15 protein-coding genes are annotated in these 16746 nt (G+C 41.1%); 4 read left to right on the top strand and 11 right to left on the bottom strand.

Going from position 1 to position 16746, the window contains the following annotated elements; all coding sequences use genetic code 11:
• Nucleotides 1-203 precede the first annotated feature (203 nt).
• The 4 genes from ACFG4S_RS16010 (at nt 204) to ACFG4S_RS15995 (ending at nt 5593) form a co-directional block, all read left to right on the top strand.
• A complete protein-coding gene (locus ACFG4S_RS16010; RefSeq protein ID WP_392535724.1) occupies nt 204-1916 on the top strand; it encodes a ShlB/FhaC/HecB family hemolysin secretion/activation protein in 1713 nt (570 codons plus the stop codon).
• A 108-nt stretch (nt 1917-2024) separates the two neighbouring features.
• Nucleotides 2025-2642, top strand: a complete 618-nt coding sequence (locus ACFG4S_RS16005) for a Uma2 family endonuclease (RefSeq protein ID WP_392535723.1) — start codon at nt 2025-2027, stop codon at nt 2640-2642.
• Between the two features lie 298 nt (nt 2643-2940).
• Nucleotides 2941-5346, top strand: coding sequence for a filamentous hemagglutinin N-terminal domain-containing protein (locus tag ACFG4S_RS16000; RefSeq protein WP_392535991.1), 2406 nt, complete (start codon nt 2941-2943; stop codon nt 5344-5346).
• Nucleotides 5324-5593: a TauD/TfdA family dioxygenase gene (locus ACFG4S_RS15995; RefSeq protein WP_392535722.1), complete on the top strand. Its 270-nt coding sequence runs from the start codon at nt 5324-5326 to the stop codon at nt 5591-5593. The genes ACFG4S_RS16000 and ACFG4S_RS15995 overlap by 23 nt, the downstream gene beginning before the upstream one ends.
• A gap of 147 nt (nt 5594-5740) precedes the next feature.
• Here ACFG4S_RS15995 and ACFG4S_RS15990 read toward each other — a convergent pair whose 3' ends face one another.
• The 11 genes from ACFG4S_RS15990 to ACFG4S_RS15940 form a co-directional block, all read right to left on the bottom strand.
• A complete protein-coding gene (locus ACFG4S_RS15990; RefSeq protein ID WP_392535721.1) occupies nt 5741-7249 on the bottom strand; it encodes a UbiD family decarboxylase in 1509 nt (502 codons plus the stop codon).
• A 663-nt stretch (nt 7250-7912) separates the two neighbouring features.
• Nucleotides 7913-8635 carry a carbonic anhydrase gene (locus tag ACFG4S_RS15985; protein WP_392535720.1) on the bottom strand — a complete coding sequence of 241 codons (723 nt, stop codon included), beginning with the start codon at nt 8633-8635 and terminating at the stop codon, nt 7913-7915.
• A 177-nt stretch (nt 8636-8812) separates the two neighbouring features.
• Nucleotides 8813-9352, bottom strand: coding sequence for a retron system putative HNH endonuclease (locus tag ACFG4S_RS15980; RefSeq protein ID WP_392535719.1), 540 nt, complete (start codon nt 9350-9352; stop codon nt 8813-8815).
• 104 nt (nt 9353-9456) lie between these two features.
• Nucleotides 9457-10821 (bottom strand): AAA family ATPase, encoded by a 1365-nt coding sequence (locus ACFG4S_RS15975; RefSeq protein ID WP_392535718.1) that lies wholly within the window; start codon nt 10819-10821, stop codon nt 9457-9459.
• Between the two features lie 216 nt (nt 10822-11037).
• A complete protein-coding gene (locus ACFG4S_RS15970; RefSeq protein WP_392535717.1) occupies nt 11038-11766 on the bottom strand; it encodes an ABC transporter ATP-binding protein in 729 nt (242 codons plus the stop codon).
• A gap of 73 nt (nt 11767-11839) precedes the next feature.
• Complete coding sequence (locus tag ACFG4S_RS15965; protein WP_392535716.1) at nt 11840-12067, bottom strand: indolepyruvate ferredoxin oxidoreductase subunit alpha; 228 nt, start codon at nt 12065-12067, stop codon at nt 11840-11842.
• A gap of 330 nt (nt 12068-12397) precedes the next feature.
• Nucleotides 12398-13612: an ATP phosphoribosyltransferase regulatory subunit gene (locus tag ACFG4S_RS15960; protein ID WP_392535715.1), complete on the bottom strand. Its 1215-nt coding sequence runs from the start codon at nt 13610-13612 to the stop codon at nt 12398-12400.
• A 64-nt stretch (nt 13613-13676) separates the two neighbouring features.
• Nucleotides 13677-14627: a tetratricopeptide repeat protein gene (locus tag ACFG4S_RS15955; RefSeq protein ID WP_392535714.1), complete on the bottom strand. Its 951-nt coding sequence runs from the start codon at nt 14625-14627 to the stop codon at nt 13677-13679.
• A 226-nt stretch (nt 14628-14853) separates the two neighbouring features.
• A complete protein-coding gene (locus ACFG4S_RS15950) occupies nt 14854-15666 on the bottom strand; it encodes an inositol monophosphatase family protein (protein ID WP_392535713.1) in 813 nt (270 codons plus the stop codon).
• A 99-nt stretch (nt 15667-15765) separates the two neighbouring features.
• Nucleotides 15766-16305 (bottom strand): thermonuclease family protein, encoded by a 540-nt coding sequence (locus tag ACFG4S_RS15945; RefSeq protein WP_392535990.1) that lies wholly within the window; start codon nt 16303-16305, stop codon nt 15766-15768.
• Nucleotides 16306-16352: 47 nt separating this feature from the next.
• The gene (locus tag ACFG4S_RS15940; RefSeq protein WP_392535712.1) at nt 16353-16721 is read right to left on the bottom strand and encodes a 2Fe-2S iron-sulfur cluster-binding protein; all 369 of its coding nucleotides are present in this window, start codon (nt 16719-16721) and stop codon (nt 16353-16355) included.
• Nucleotides 16722-16746: the final 25 nt, after the last annotated feature.

Here is a 16746-nt window from a genome sequence, read left to right as displayed (position 1 = left end):
ATGATGACAATCCCTGTTTAAACATTAACTTTTTCGGAAAAATCAGTATTTACTCTAGTGGCGTTTGTAAAAATTGAAGTAACTATATTTATAGTTATGGATCGGTAGATCTAGTAGCAGGAATTAGCTTTGTAAATATCAAGACAAAATTATTAAGTCTTTTTTTGAAAATATTTAATACTTATATAAGTATTATTACTGATATGAAATCTGTCACGTTCGGCTTTGTTGTCGCAACTTTGCTGTGTAACTATCAGCAAGCGATCGCCCAAACTCCCAATCCCAATTCTTTACCAACCGATCGCTTAGAAGATATTCCTGTAACTCCTTTACCATCGGATGTATTACCGCAACCATTACCGCCAGAGCCACTACTTCCTCCTCCACAACTACCAGAAACGCAAATTCCTGCACAGGATAACATAGATGCCAAATTTCAGGTCGATCGCATCGAAGTTGTTGGTAGTACAATTTTTAAACCGGAAGATTTTACTCGGGTAACATCTCCCTTTGTCGGACGAAAACTAACGTTTGCAGAGCTATTACAAGTCAAAGATGCCATCACCAAGCTTTACACTGACAAAGGCTATGCAACTACAGGAGCATTGATTCCACCGCAGACATTAGAAGCAGGAGTCATCAAAATTCAAGTTATCGAAGGTACATTGCAAGAAATCAAAATCGTTGGTAACAGGAGGTTGAGTAGTCGATATATTCGCGATCGCATTCAATTAGGTGCAGGAACACCCCTTAATGTACACCGATTACTAGAAAAGTTACAATTACTCCGACTCGACCCGCGCATTGAAAATCTCTCGGCCGAATTGCAAACAGGTACGCGTCCGGGAACGAATTTGTTACAAGTCGAGGTAAAAGAAGCCAATACCTTTAAATTTACAGCAACTCTAGATAATGGGCGATCGCCAAGTGTCGGTAGTTTTCGCCGGGGAATAGACGTACAAGAAGCTAATTTACTCGGTTTGGGCGATACCCTCAGTGTTGGCTATGCAAATACTGATGGTAGTAACACGGTCAATTTCAATTACACTTTGCCAGTTAATGCCCATAATGGCACTATATCCTTTGGTTATAACCAGGGATGGAATAATGTAATTGAAAAACCCTTCAGTGTCCTTGATATTCAATCAAATAGCCAGTCTTATGAATTCAGTTACCAACAACCACTGATCCAAAAACCAACCGAAGAATTAGCAGTGGGAGTATCGTTTTCGCGCCAAGAAAGCCAAACCGAATTAGGTCTGGATAACATCGGAGGTTTTCCTTTATCACCTGGTGCAGATGCAAACGGAAAAACAAAAATTTCCGCTCTACGCTTTACCCAAGAGTATACCCAACGTAGTAGCCAGTCCGTTTTTGCGGCGCGATCGCAATTTAGTGTTGGGGTAGATTGGTTCGGTGCAAATGTCAATGATAATGCCCCAGATAGCCGTTTTTTTGCTTGGCGAGGACAAGCGCAATGGGTACGACAGTTGAAACCTGATACTTTGTTTTTGGTCAGAGGTGATTTACAAGTAGCAGCAGATTCACTAGTACCCTTGGAGCAATTTGGTTTGGGTGGACAGTTAAGTGTACGCGGTTATCGTCAGGATTCATTACTTACAGATAATGGTATATTACTATCTGCAGAATTTCGGTTGCCCATTGTCCGCGCCCCTGAAATTGGCGGAGTGCTGCAACTGACACCCTTCCTAGATATTGGCAAAGGCTGGAATCATCAAGGCAATAATCCATCACCAAGTATGCTTGTGGGTACAGGATTAGGACTGCTCTGGAAACAAGACGATAGTTTGTCAGTCCGTCTAGATTGGGGTATACCGCTTAATTCAGTGGAGGGAGAAAAGCGATCGCTCCAAGAAAACGGTATATATTTCTCACTGAGCTATTCACCATTTTAGGAACTTCCTAATAGCTGATGGCAAACTTTTACTCAGGTACAACAAGCATTAACCTGTGTTACATTGCCAAACTGAAATGCTAAACTCAAAACAACCGGAGGTTTTGATATGGCTCAAGCTTTACCCAAACTATTTACCTTTGAAGAATTTATCGAATGGCTGCCGGAAAACACCGGAAAGTGTTACGAATTACACGACGGAATAATTGTTGAAATGCCCCAGCCAAGTGGAAAACATGAAAAAGTTACGGGATTTTTAGCAGGGGAAATTAGTGTTGAATATAAGCGCTTGAAACTGCCATACTTTATTCCCAAAACAGCGTTAGTTAAACCACCAAGAAAATCATCGGGTTACTCGCCGGATGTCATATTAATCAATGATGCTAATTTGCAGAATGAGGAATTATGGGAAAAAGAATCTACTGTGACTCAAGGTGAATCCATTCCTTTGGTTATAGAGGTTGTAAGTACAAACTGGGAAGATGATTATTACACCAAATTAGGGAATTACGAAGCAATGAAGATTCCTGAATATTGGATCGTTGATTATGCAGCTTTGGGGGCAAGAAAATTCATTGGTAATCCCAAACAACCAACCATTTCTATTTATCATCTAGTTGATGAAGAATATCAAGTCTCTCAATTTAGGAATTCAGAACGAATTATCTCCCCTACTTTTATAGATTTGAAATTGACTGCTAATCAGATTTTTAATGGTACTTTGTAGAGCTTTTTTATCGAGGAAGTCAGGAGGAAAACTGCCCGATGCTCTCTACGAGACACTAAAAGCGTAGCTTGCTTCTCTGTAAGAGTACGCTGACTCGCTAACACGGTGCTATCTGCCTCCTGCCTTCTGTCTCCTTCAATCGAGGTAATGAGTGCTACCTCATAAGACAATTTTGGGAATCCTAATACCAGAAGGCAAGGAAGGGGAGATTTCTGGTATGAGAGCGATGTCTAAGGACAAGCCGCGAAGCGTTTACGCTTTTATATTTATATTAACAAGTGGGTTATTAACTCAAAGAATGGTTTTACCTGCCATCGCTCAGGTAACATCTGATGGTACAACTAACACCATTGTCAACCAAAGTGGGAATAACTTTACTATTCTTAATGGAATTGAGAAAGGTAATAATTTATTTCATAGTTTTAGTAATTTCTCAGTCCCAAACGGTGGTTCAGCAAGTTTTGATTTAACCAACACATCAAATATTACTACTATATTTAGTCGGGTTACAGGTGGAAATATTTCCGATATTAATGGATTAATTAAGACAGTAAATAGTACTAATCCAGTGAGTTTGTTTTTAATAAATCCTGCTGGGATTGTGTTTGGAGCAAATGCCAGATTAAATATTGGCGGTTCGTTTATCGGTACGACAGCCAATAGCATCAAGTTTGCTGATGGTGTTGAGTTTAGCGCCATTAATCCTCAAGTCAACCCTTTATTAAGTATCAATGTTCCTATTGGACTGCAAATGGGTAATAATCCCTCATCAATACAAGTTCAAGGTACAGGACATGCTTTAACTATTACCAATATTTTGGCTCCTTTAATTCGCACTCCTAGTCCAACAGAGTTGCAAGTACAGCCTGGAAAAACCCTGGCGTTGGTGGGTGGTAATCTGAATCTGAATGGAGCAACCCTAAACGCCGAAACAGGACAAATAGAATTAGGTAGCTTGGGAGGTGCAGGATTAGTTACTTTAGTTCCAAACACTCAAGGCTATACGCTTGGATATGAAAAGGGGCAAAGCTTTGGTGATATTCAACTAGCACAAAAGTCACTGTTAAATGTCAGTGGGGTAAATGCAGGTTCAGTTCAGGTTCAGGGACGTAAGATTAAATTCACTGATGGATCGCTAGTGCTGACAACAAATCTCGGTAATCTCCCCAGTGGTGACATCCACCTTCAAGCATCAGAAGCGATCGATATTATTGGCACAACATCCGATGCCAAAATTCGGAGTTGGATTCGTAGTGAAGCCTTGGGTCTGGGAACTGGTGCAAATATTTATATCACCACTCCCCGGTTAACGCTTCAGAAAGGTTCAGGGTTGAATAGCACAGCATTTGGAGTCGCAAACAGTGGTAAAATTCAGATTGAAGCCTCAGCAATAGAATTATCTGGCTCCTCAGCTCTTAATCCATCTGGTGTAACCAGCATTGCCACTACCGCCCGAGGTACTGGGACAGCTGGTGATATATCTGTCAATTCTGATAGCTTACTACTGTCTGATGGTGGCTCATTATCTTCTGTTACCTTTGGTCAAGGCTCTAGCGGTCAGGTAAACATCCGCAACAGAGATACTACAGTTAGAGGAGACAACCCCGCCGGACTTTACAGCAATATTAGCATCCTCACCTACGGTACTGGCAGCGCCAAAACTTTAACGCTGGATACTGCGAGGTTACGACTGTTAGATGGAGGAGTGGTTGCCGGAACTTCGTTTTCTATCGGTAACGGGGGAGATATTAGTGTAAATGCCACAGAATCTATCCAAATCAGTGGTCGCAGTCGATTAAATCAAAGCAGCATCAACTCATCCGTTCTCAAGTCAGAACCATTAATCCGCAAGTTATTTGGTTTGGCAGATATACTGACGGCAAATGCTGGTAATGTCAGTGTGACTACACCTAATCTGATATTGCAAGATGGCGGTACTTTGAGCGTCACTAACCAAGGTACTGGTAATGGTGGCAATCTTAACATCACAGCCGATCGCATCCAATTAAAAAATCAAGGCTTAATTCAGGCACAAACAGAATCTGGCAATGGTGGCAATATCGGCTTACAAGTTGAAAAGTTGTTGTTGATACGCGATCGGAGCCAAATAACTGCAACGGCTGGCGGTTCGGGGGATGGGGGGAATATTAATATTAATGCACCCATTGTTGCTGGGTTAGAAAACAGCGACATTATTGCTAATGCAGTTAAAGGACGTGGAGGTAATATTCAAATTTCCACACAGGGAATTATCGGCTTACAATATCGTCCTCAAATTACTGCTGAAAATGATATTACTGCCAGTTCGCAGTTTGGTGTGAGTGGTACGGTACAGATTAATCACATTGGTATCGATCCAAATTCTGGCTTAGTAGAATTGTCAGCAAATGTTACCGACCCATCCCAGCAAATAGCCAGTGGTTGTTCCGCAAATCAAGGCAGTCGATTTGTAGCAACAGGAAGAGGTGGGATACCGCAAAATCCCAGTCAGGATCTGAGAAGCGATCGCCTTTGGTCTGATATTCGCGATATTTCTGGATACCGCAAAACCCATCCTCAGGCAGTTGCTCAAATACCCTCACCCCCACAAGTTCTTGTTGAAGCTACAACTTGGCATCGCAATCGTGACGGCAAAGTTGAATTAATTGCGGCTCAATCTCCTGTGGTGCAATCTTTAACCTGTGCCACTGTTTCTAAAAATTAATTTTCCCGTATTTTACCTACAAAACGTAAGTCCAAAAATTATTAACTTTGAGGATAATTCAGAAATTTCTGATGAGGTTCTGTCTAAACTTAATGAAATGGCTGAAAAAATAACCACGGAAATTGAGTGGAGACAAGGGGATATTTTAATGATTGACAATACAACAATACTTCATGGTAGAAGAGCATTTGCTGACGATCAAAGAGATATTTATATTAGGTTATGTTCCCCAACTTTTTCTTTTTAGCAATTTTATCGGGTGCGTTGTTATACTATTTCACGAAATTATTGATACAAATAAATCATTATTATTGCTCCCCCTGCCTGCCCTGCAAGAATCTGTATCAATCTTAAAGTGAAACGGTATTAGCCCAACGCACCGCGAGACAAAATACTACTTCATATCGTAGCCAAACAGATTTGGATTAACTTCTCCTAATTGCAACCCTGCTAAACCATACTCCGCCCATCGTCTATCTACCATCGCCGCCACATCTGGATCGGATTCCAAAGTAGCACCCCATTCATGGTCTGTTTCCGGCGGAATCTTGGTGGTTGCATCAATTCCCATACGTCCACCTAAACCAATTTTTTCGCTGGCAAAATCTAAACTATCAAAGGGCGTATTCGGCAAAATAAACACATCCCGCACTGGGTCAACTTTAGAACTAATCGCCCACACAACTTGACGCGGATCGCGAATATTTATATCTTTATCTACAACAATCACAAACTTGGTGTAGGTAAATTGTGGTAACGCACTCCAAAAAGCTAAAGCCGCCCGTCGCGCTTGTCCTGGATATGCTTTGTCAATGGAAATAATCGCTGCTTTGTAACTCAAAGCTTCCATTGGTAAGAAGAAATCGACAATTTCTGAGACTTGTTGCCGCAGAATCGGTGTATATATGCGATTAAGTGCGATCGCCATCATCGCTTCTTCTTTCGGTGGACGACCGCTAAATGTTGTTAAGTAAATTGGATCTTTGCGGTGGGTCATGCAGTTGAAGCGAATCAATGGCGAATCTTCAACGCCACCGTAATAACCCATGTGGTCACCAAAAGGCCCATCTGGTAGAACTTCCCCTGGTGTAATTGTCCCTTCCAAGACAAATTCTGAATCTGCGGGAACTTCCAAATTGACAGTTTTACACTTTGCCAACTGCACACCCGAACCGCCGTAAAGTCCAGCAAACAGCCATTCTGATAAATCTACAGGAATGGGCGTAGCTGCTGCCATGATAATTAGAGGATCGACACCAAGGGCGATCGCTACTTCTAATTTTTTCCCACGTTCGGCTGCTTTTCGCAAATGCCTTGCACCACCCCGCACCGATAACCAGTGAACCGTCATCGTATTTTTCGATTGTAGTTGCAAGCGATACACACCTACATTTGGTGTCCCCGTCTCACAATCCCTAGTAATTACCAATCCCAGCGTAATAATCTTGCCAGCATCACCACAATAAGGACGTATCAAAGGCAACTGATTTAAATCCAAATCATCGCCTTGAATCACAACTTGCTGACAAGCAGGAAAAAAGTCCCGTCCGGGTTTCGCCTTCAACACATCAAACAGAACCTTACCAAAATCTATCGCCTGAGAAACCTTTTTCGGCGGTTTTGGTTGTTGCAGCATACTCAACTTTTTCCCTAGAGTTTCCAACTCCTCTGGATGCTGCATATTCATTGCCCAGCAAATCCTTTCCACAGTGCCCATCAAATTGACCGCCACCGGAAATGAAGCACCTTTGACGTTTTCAAAGAACAATCCCGGCCCACCTTTTTGCAGCATCCGGTTAGAAATCTCAGCAATTTCTAAATCTGGGTCAACTAAAGCTGAAATTCGCCGTAATTGTCCTCTTTCTTCTAGAATTTTAATGAATCCCCGTAAGTCTCTCGCCATTTTTCTTGTAAAGCTGATTATTTAAGAAGTGTGAAGCGCTTTCTTATATTATTAGTCATTTGTTATGTGTATGGGCATAGAGCATTGGTCATCGGGCATGGGAGACGTGGGATGGTGGGGAGATGGGGTGAAATTCTCTCCTCATACTTCAGCTTTGCGGTAGTTGAATCTCGACTACGCTTGATTTCCGCGTAGTCGAAACTCAGTACAAGTCTCCCCAGCGATGCACTGAGCTTGTCGTTGGCGTAGCCTCTCGCAGAGAAGTGTCCCCAGCACCTAATCTCCAGTCAGGTATTTCGGCTTAACTGTAAATTAATCTATTTGTTAACGTTTCTTAACTTAGTTGTCCAAACGTTTTAGTTATCCTAACTAAGGATACGCATTATTTTTGATAAATAAGCGCTAACCTAATCAAACATGGCCAGAATAAACTATACCTTCCTGGCAGGCGGTCTTGTTATGTAGCCCCTGCTGGGTTTATTTATCTAAGCTTTGGCTATGATTGGCTTTTAAATTTTTGTGAATTTTTTTGAGTTTGCGTTGGTATGGTCTAACCCAGGACTATTTTCTCAGTTGAAAAACGAATTAGAATTTATAGTTATTCAAGATTATAAATAAAAAATGTTTTTAGTTAATATGCATAACTAATAATTGTGAGATATATCAAGTAATAAGATTGACTTTACCAGTGTCAATATCATAAAAAGCACCAACAATTTTTAGTTTGCTTTCACGTAGTAATTTGGCTAAAATTATTGAGCTTTCCTGCAATTTTTTACACTGATATTGAATGTTGGCTATAACCGCATCATCACTATAATTCCCAGTTGTCAATTTTATGTTTGCTAAGGCAGGTTTGATGCTCTCAACAACAAAGCCAATTCTGCCAGGAAGTGGTTCGTTTTTAATTGCTTCTGTGACTGCGCCGCATCTTTTATGACCCAAAACTACAATTAACTGCGAACCTAATACAGCTGTAGAATATTCTAAACTACCGATCGCCATATCACTGGCAACATTGCCAGCCACTCGTACAACAAATAAATCTCCAAGTCCTCGATCGAAAACGATTTCCGCAGGTACTCTCGAATCTGCACAGCCTAATATAGCTGCAAATGGATACTGAGCTTGAGCGACTAATCGTAGACGTTCTAGTGATTGATCGGGATATTGGCGTTTTTGATGAATAAATCTTTGATTACCATCCAGTAAGTTTTTGATAGCTTCATTTGCACTGATGGGACTAGGGTTTACTGGGTGAACATCAGCAACAGCAGCTTGGTCTGCACTCCAGAAGCTATCGCCAAAAGCAGTAGCTGCAATACCCATAACACTTGCAAATTTCAAAAAATCACGCCGCCTGACAAATCCATTAATTCGACTCATGAATCTACCTGATAACATTTTTATTAGCATCAGGAAGATATCAGATTTCAATAGAATTCAAGAGTACCCTGTTACACGGTTTAAGAGTTATTTAAGCTTAATTAGGTATATCCATCAGATCTATGTTTTTTAACACTAGCCTCTGATAAGCTTGATCGGAGTGTGTTTATCTGTAATTCATAATCGCTTGCTTAAATAAACAACAATGTATTGACAGTATTCACTGTATTTGCCATCTGCATCTTTGCTACTATATTCATTAAGTTTCTTCTGTATACTTTCTTTTGACCAATTTTTCTTGGGAAACTTTTTATTTAATGCACCAATTACTGCATCCAAAGCTGTTGTACGATTGTCTATCAGAGTTTGAAAATTAAGATTCAAAATATTATTTAGCTCATCATTTATAATGTCATTATCAGATAATATTTTTCCAGATGAACTGTACTTGATATAATTTTCACAATTTTTTGAATCGGCTGGATTGAGAGTCATTTGATAATTTCTTGTTTTTGCTTCGTAATCTCCTTTTCTTCCATTGCAATGTAGATTCTTCTTTCCATAACCTCTATTACCTGAACAAGAAGCTAGTAAATTATTGTAATTTAGTTGTAACTCTGGACTATCAGACCGAGGTTTACTATGCTCAATCTCCATATTCTCTTCTGAGATTCTTTGCATACAATAGCAACAAATATAACCTTGCTCAGTCAGCAATGTCTTTTTTAAAGGTTCTTTTGGATGATAACCTTCGTAATTTGCACCAGGTATTTGTCGATATTTGAGAAGACATGGAGGTTCTGTTCCTTTGATAATTCTTTTTATTCCACTCTATTAAAAAAGTCTATAAGTGTATAAGCTCTAACTATTTCTGAGTCATTTTTACCAAGTAAATCAGATAGTTTTTGTAGTTCCCTTTTAGCCTCCTCTAATTTCCCATCATCTATAAGTTCAAAACACCTATCAAATTTTTTCTGAACTTTTGTAGGCCTTTTTTCTACACCCATAACTTCAAAAAGAATTGAGTTACTATCTCTACCAAAAGTATGTGGTGTGACTTCTACAACTTCTGAATCTTCTAAAATAAATACATTTTCTCGCTTAACTCCACTTAATACTTGAGGAGAATGAGTTGTCACAATAAATTGACATTTGGGAAATGTTCTGATAAAACTATCAAGCAGAATTCTCTGCCATTGAGGATGTAGATGTAAATCTACTTCATCAATTAAAACTATACCTTTACCTTCTTCTAAAATTTCTGAAGGGTTAGTGATACTAGGATTTAAAATCGCTAACCTTCTTGCTATATCAATCACTAACATCAATAAATTTTTTTCACCATCAGAAAGCTGATTTAGTTTAAAGTCTTTCCCATTTTTTTTTATAACTAATAAAGGATTTTTTAGACGACGAATTCCCAGTTCTCTATTAGAGCTTACGCGTACAACATGAAGATTGGAAAATTCGGTATCTGGAAAACCTTCTAAAAATGTTTTTAATGCTTTTCTAACTATTTCCAGACTAGGATTTCTAAAATTAGGGTCTTCTCTTAACCGAACTTCATTTTCATATTCCTCTTCTTCTTTAAACCAATCAAAAAAATCTTGAAAATTATTAACATTGTTTGAAAAAGCGGTTTTATATCCATCCAGTTGATTAGATTTACGAAGAAATTGTCTAGATTCTTCATTTTCACTCCCATCTTTTACAGAGGGAGAGTTTCCAGATGAAGAGTCTATCACTATTCGTTGTGTTTTATAATACAGTAGTATTGGTAAACTTAAATCAGGTTTATCCTCTAATGATTTAAGTATTTGGGAAGCATACTTATTAATTTCTCGTTTATCTGTTTTAGATTTCAATGGTCTCAATCCAGATACATCTGTGCCTATCGTAATTTCCCAGAAAAGCTTTGTATCTGAGTCAATGACAATGCGAATAGAGTTGCGAGTTGTCTCTGAGTTTATATTGATATCATCTTCTGTTAGATCAAGTTCTGAAACTCGTTTACGTGTCTGACGTAACTCAAAGACGAATTGTGATAAAAGTATAGCAATACTATCTAAAATTGATGATTTACCTGAACCATTAACTCCAATGAACACAGCCACATTAGACGGAAGCTTCAGTCTAAGTTCTTGAAAGCCTCTAAAGTTTTGTAAGTGTAGTTCTTCAATATGCATAGTTATAAATTTATCCTACTTGTTGATGCAGAGCAATATGCCTGATTTAGTCTCTAAGCCTTTTCATACAGATGATCTTAAGCAGGTAGTAAGCTTGTCAACAAATTGGGCTTGTTGTATCTATTAAAAGCTCAAATTGCCAATAAGATGAAAATATTATCTTGTTGGCAGTTTATTCAATGAATCATAGCTATTATTTCTCAATCCTTAATTCTTTTAATGCTTTTTACCGGCTCCCAGATACAGTTCACCCACTTTAGGATCGTTCAACAATTCTTGACCTGGGCCCGAAATAGCGTCGCGTCCAGACTCTAGCACATATCCCCTATTAGCCATTTCTAAAGCCTTGCGGGCATTTTGTTCTACCAATACGATCGCAGTACCCGTCTGATTAATTTGTTTAATCTGCTCAAACACTTGTGTTACCAAGATGGGCGATAAAGCAGCAGAAGGTTCATCCAAAATGAGCAAACTAGGTTCCAACATCAAAGCTTTTCCCATTGCTAGCATCTGGCGTTCTCCTCCAGATAGAGTACCCGCTCGTTGAGTACGGCGATCGCTCAGTCTGGGAAACATCGTAAATATTTTATCTTTGAGTGGTTTTAAAGGAACTTTGAGGACAAAAGCACCCATCTCCAAGTTCTCTTCGACACTCAGTGATGGGAACACATTGACTATTTGCGGTACATAGCACATTCCTCGTTGCACAATTTCATTCGACTTTAGTCCCACAATATTTTTACCTTTGAAGGTAATTATACCGGTGTGAGGAATTAAAAGCCCAAAAATCGTTTTTGCCAAAGTAGATTTACCAGCACCGTTCGGGCCAATTACTGCTACCAATTCCCCTGGTGCAACGTTAAAATTCACACCTTGTAGGATATCTACGTCTTTGATATATCCGGCGTGGACGTTTTCAACTTCTAGTAAATAGTCATTTGTCATTTGTCATTTGTTATTTGTCATTGTTAATTTGTCAGTGGTCATTGGCAAAAAACAACTGACCACTGACTATGGACTATTCCGGGGTTTTTTGCAACTCGGGTCGTTCTTCTGCAAGAATTGCCCCTTCGACTGGGCAAACTTGGAGACATATCCCACAGTCGATGCAAGTGGCAAAGTCAATCCAGTACCAATCAGTTCCCTTGACATTTTTGCCGGGACCTTCATGAATGCAAGCTACGGGACAAGCACCTACGCAGTCAGCAACGCCTTCACAGACTTCTGTAACAATTGTGTGTGGCATGTTCTCGATTCCCTCTCTTCTGTATCGGCTATTTCTAGCCTAGCAGGGGAGTGGGGAGAGGGGAGACAAGGGGGAATTATTAGACCTCTTGCAAAAGTGCTTTTTGCAAGAGGTGGGAAAAGGGAAAAGGTTAAAGGGTAAAGGGTAAAGGTTAAAGGTTTTTTCTTTCCCTTTCCCTTTCCCCTTTTCCCCTTAACCGACAAGTATTGGGACCCCACCTTCCCCTTTTCCCGACTTCTGCAAGAAGCTCTATTGAACAAGTCTCTCCCTTGTCTCCCCTCTCTTCCTTGTCTACCTTGTCTCTTCTCCATGCCCAATGCCCCATGCCCACTAACGCAATGATTCAATTTTTGGTGAGCCATCAGCTTTGATCCAAGCAATTTGGGCAATGCCGCGATCGCGTGCGTATTGGCGGATGGCCTCTGCATCCCTTCTGAGCAAATCCATTTCTACCCGCACCAAATGAGTGGAATCTCGCAGTTTTTGCGCGTAGGCAAAGGCAGGAGCATCAGCACTCGGCGTCTCTGGTACTATTAACCAATTGCTTGCCGGGGTTATTTGCGGTAATTGCTGTGTAGATAATAAAATTTGGTATAAATCTTCGATGTTGAGTACAAAACCGATTCCGGGGATATTTTCTGCTTGAGGATGATATAGACCCAAAAGCTGGTCGTAGCGACCACCCTGGCCTAAAATTCGGGTTTGGGATTCGGTATCGTTGACAACTTCAAAGACGATGCCAGTGTAGTAGTCTATGGTCTGGATCAGGCTGAGGTCAAGGATTAACGGAAATTTTTTCTCAGATTCCAGTAGTTCTACTAGGGATTTGAGGTTATTTACTGATTCTCGCTGTTGTTCATCTAGATCTAAAGTACTGACTTTTTCCAAGACATGGGCACTCGAACCGCGCAAATCTAGCATGATTCGGGCGCGATCGCGCAGTTCGTCATTCAGAGGTAAGGTATCTATAGTAATGCGGTCAAGATGAGCGATCGCGGTGCGAACTTTATCTTGTAAATTAGCAGGAAAGGCACTTAGGAGCGATCGGGTAATTCCCGCTTCACCTAAAATTAAATGCCATTGCCGCAAACCCAGTGCAGCTAGACAATCTGCTACTAATAGCAGTACTTCTGCATTTGCTAACAATCCGCCAGCACCTAACAACTCGACCCCAGCTTGATAAAATTCCTGCTGGCGATTATGCCTACTTTCCCAAGTGCGGCGAAATACATTGGCACTGTAGTACAACCGTTGTGGATAAGTAACACCTGCCATCCGAGTTACAACTGTACGAGCAATGGATGCTGTTAATTCTGGACGTAGCCCTAATTCATCATCTTCGCCATTTTGTTGTAGTTGAATCACCATCTGACGCTGGATTGCTTCCCCTGCCATCAGGGTATCCATACGCTCTAAAGTCGAGGTGATAATCCTGTGATATCCCCAACGGTGAAACACCTGCTGTAACCGATCTTCAATCCAGCGTTTTTTCTCCACATCCAAGGGTAATAAATCCCTGGCTCCCGCTGCTGGTTGATAAACCATTAATCCTCCATTATTAGGGCAAGCTCACGCTATCATGCAATAGCACTTAGTTGTGAGTAGCTGACTATTTTTTCTTACCACCAAACAAACCACCAAACAAACCACCACTACCAGATTTATCTGGTTGCTTATCTCCATTATTGGGGGATGAAGTCACCTTCTGATCGGTAGGTTGTTGTCCTAAAGCTTTATCTATTTTTGGTTTCCATTGCAACGCTGTTTGGTCATTGGGGTCTAATTTTAGAGCGTTCTCGAAGTGGATTTTTGCCATTTTTAGCTGATTTTGCCTCAAATAGACCATTGCAATCAAGCTATGACAGCGACTATTTTTAGGTTCTAGCTTCAGTGCCTCCTGCAACTCTACTTTAGCTTGGGCAAATTGGTTTTTTTCAATCAAAGATTGAGCGCGACGAACATACTGTTCTACAACCGAGTCTTCTTTTGGTAGTGCTGGCGGTGGTGCTGGTGGTGTCTGTTTTGCTGTATCGGGCTTAGATGTGCCTGAGTTAACTTTGGGTTGAGATTGTGCTGGGGTTCCTGCGACACTCCGTATTAAGTACACTAAATTCAACTCGCTAACTTGGGCAATAACTTGCAGTACTTGCTCTAAAGAATCATATTGGGTTTGGGCAAGTTTGGCGATCGCACTTCTATAAAAATGATCGATATTGTTGGCACCAGCTAATTGTCTAGCCAAGTCAGTCTTCAGTTCCACCGTAGTCGGTTCCTGTACCAAGCGCTTGCCCATTTGCGACAAAATCAGAATATATTCTGCCCTAGTGCGTTCGTGAGAAAGTTTTTCGTAAGCTGGGTTAACAAGCTTTGATAATAATTCGTTTCCTAGCTGTTTTTGTTGAGGACTTTCAGTAATACTACTATCTGGGTGTAAATGACGGGCAATTTGGAGATAACGTTTACGAATATCTTTGACATCCGCATCAACTGGAACACACAATACTGCGTGATGATCTATGAAATCATATTTAAATAGTCCACGGTCTATTTTGAAAGACATATAGCAGTTTGCACCAAAGGAGCAATTAGATTTTTTCTAGTTTACTTCGGTTGATCAGTAATTGGTCAGTAGCAAATTGTCATTTGTCATTTGTTATTGGGCATGGGGCATGGGGCGTTAGGAGTGCTGTACATGAATAGCAGGGCGTTTAGCTCGTGCTGAGTTATGAGTTTTGTTTATCTCCTTGTCCCCTTGTCCCTCTTGTCCCTGTTATCCCCGCCTTTCTTCACTTCCAGGCTGACAGGGGTGGAACTTGTAAAAGTTCACGACTAAGAGTCTCGTGAATATAACTATTTGTTGCGAGAATTCTACCTGAGTCAATTTTTAAGGGGGTACCATCGTAAGCGGTAACTTGACCCCCAGCTTCTTGCACCAAAATGATACCAGCAACAATATCCCAAGGTGAAAGTCCCCGTTCCCAGTAACCATCGACACGTCCACAGGCAACATATGCTAAATCCAGCGATGCGGAACCGCTACGTCTAACTCCTTGAGTCAAATGGGTGAGATGACTAAATTCTGCGTAGTTGTTATCAGAGGTTTCACGGCGATCGTAAGCAAATCCAGTTACCAGTAAGCTTTTACTCAGTTCTAAGGTTGCCGAAACTTTTATAGGGAAACGGTTGCGCGTTGCTCCCAAACCAGCAGCAGCACGAAATAGTTCATTATGAAAGGGGTCATAAATTACACCAACTTGGGGAACGCCATTAATTAACAGCCCGATGGAAACCGCAAAGAATGGATATTGATGGGCGTAGTTGGTTGTGCCATCTAAAGGATCTATTGCCCAGAGGTATTCATTTTCTTGATCGCCTAATTTCCCTGATTCTTCCGCGAGGATCGAATGTTGGGGAAAATGACGGCGCAAAACTTCTAAAATCAACTCTTCTGAAGCTTTATCAGCGGCGGTGACTAAATCACCAGGGCGTCCTTTTTCAATAATTGCGCCTTCTAACTCACCCAAGTAACTCTGCAATATAGTACCAGCAGCTAGCGCCGCTTCTGTAGCAATATCTAGAAAAATTTGTAGATTAGTCATTTGTTATTTTTGATTGGGTACTGGGTACTGGGTACTGGGTATTAGGAAACTTCTTCATCAGTCCCCAGTCCCTAATCCCTAGTCCCCAGTCCCCGCTCTTCAAAGATTTTGGCGGCGAAACTCTGCGGGAGTGAGGCGCATGGGCTTTTCTGGGTTCCAAATTCCTTGCCCCATGAGTCTAGCCCACTGTTGGGCACGTTCTAAACGTTGGTCATATTTGTGGTTAGGCGATCGCCCAACAAACAATGCATTTCCTTGTTTGACTAATTCTTCATTCAACAAAACCTTATTTTTCCACACATAAGCCAGAGTTCGCCCAATTTTGTCTTTTGTTTCTAGATCAAATTCCAGCGTTATCGATTGTTCCGTACCACCAATGAGATTTTCTAACTGTTCTTTTGCTTCTTCCCCCCAAGGCCGCTGTCGCAAATCTGGTGCATCAATTCCCACTAACCGCACCTGGGAAATCAAATTTGGTTGTTCGGCCATACCTAATACTTCCAAACTTTGACCACTAACTACCCGCGCGACTTTCACCTGTGCCTGATTGTTTGGCAGCTGATTTTTCCCTTGGCAACTCACCAGCAGTAATAGACAAACCAAAATAGCTATTTTTCTCACCCAAGCACCAAAATGCATCGACAAAGCACTAATTTCCACCTCTGCGCCTCTGCGTGAACAAAATCCTATTCTTCATCTAACGGTAAACCCGCTTTAACTCTCCCTCTAGCAAAATAGCGACCAAATTGGAGTTCGTAGACTTCATCTTCGTCTTGTGTTTCCACCTCCAAGTCAGAACGAGGGTAACTGACACACAATAAGGCATAACCTTGGCGACGTAACTCCGGCGACAATCCGATCGCCTCTGGTTGGTAAATTTCTCCGGACAACACTCTCACCGCACAAGTAGTACAAGCCCCATTCCGGCAAGAAAACGGCAGTTCCACCCCTTGTTTTTCACCACTGTGCAGGATGTAACGGTCTTCTGGTACTTCTAGGCTGTATGTTTTGCCAGTGGCGCGATCGCGAACTCGAATTGTATATCTACGGGACATCTGGATTTGGGTTTTAAGACTTGAA

The organism is Nostoc sp. C117, assembly GCF_043099735.1.
GTDB lineage: Bacteria > Cyanobacteriota > Cyanobacteriia > Cyanobacteriales > Nostocaceae > Nostoc.
The sequence above is the reverse complement of the archived record's forward strand: the minus strand, read 5'-3'. Positions and strand labels throughout refer to the sequence as shown.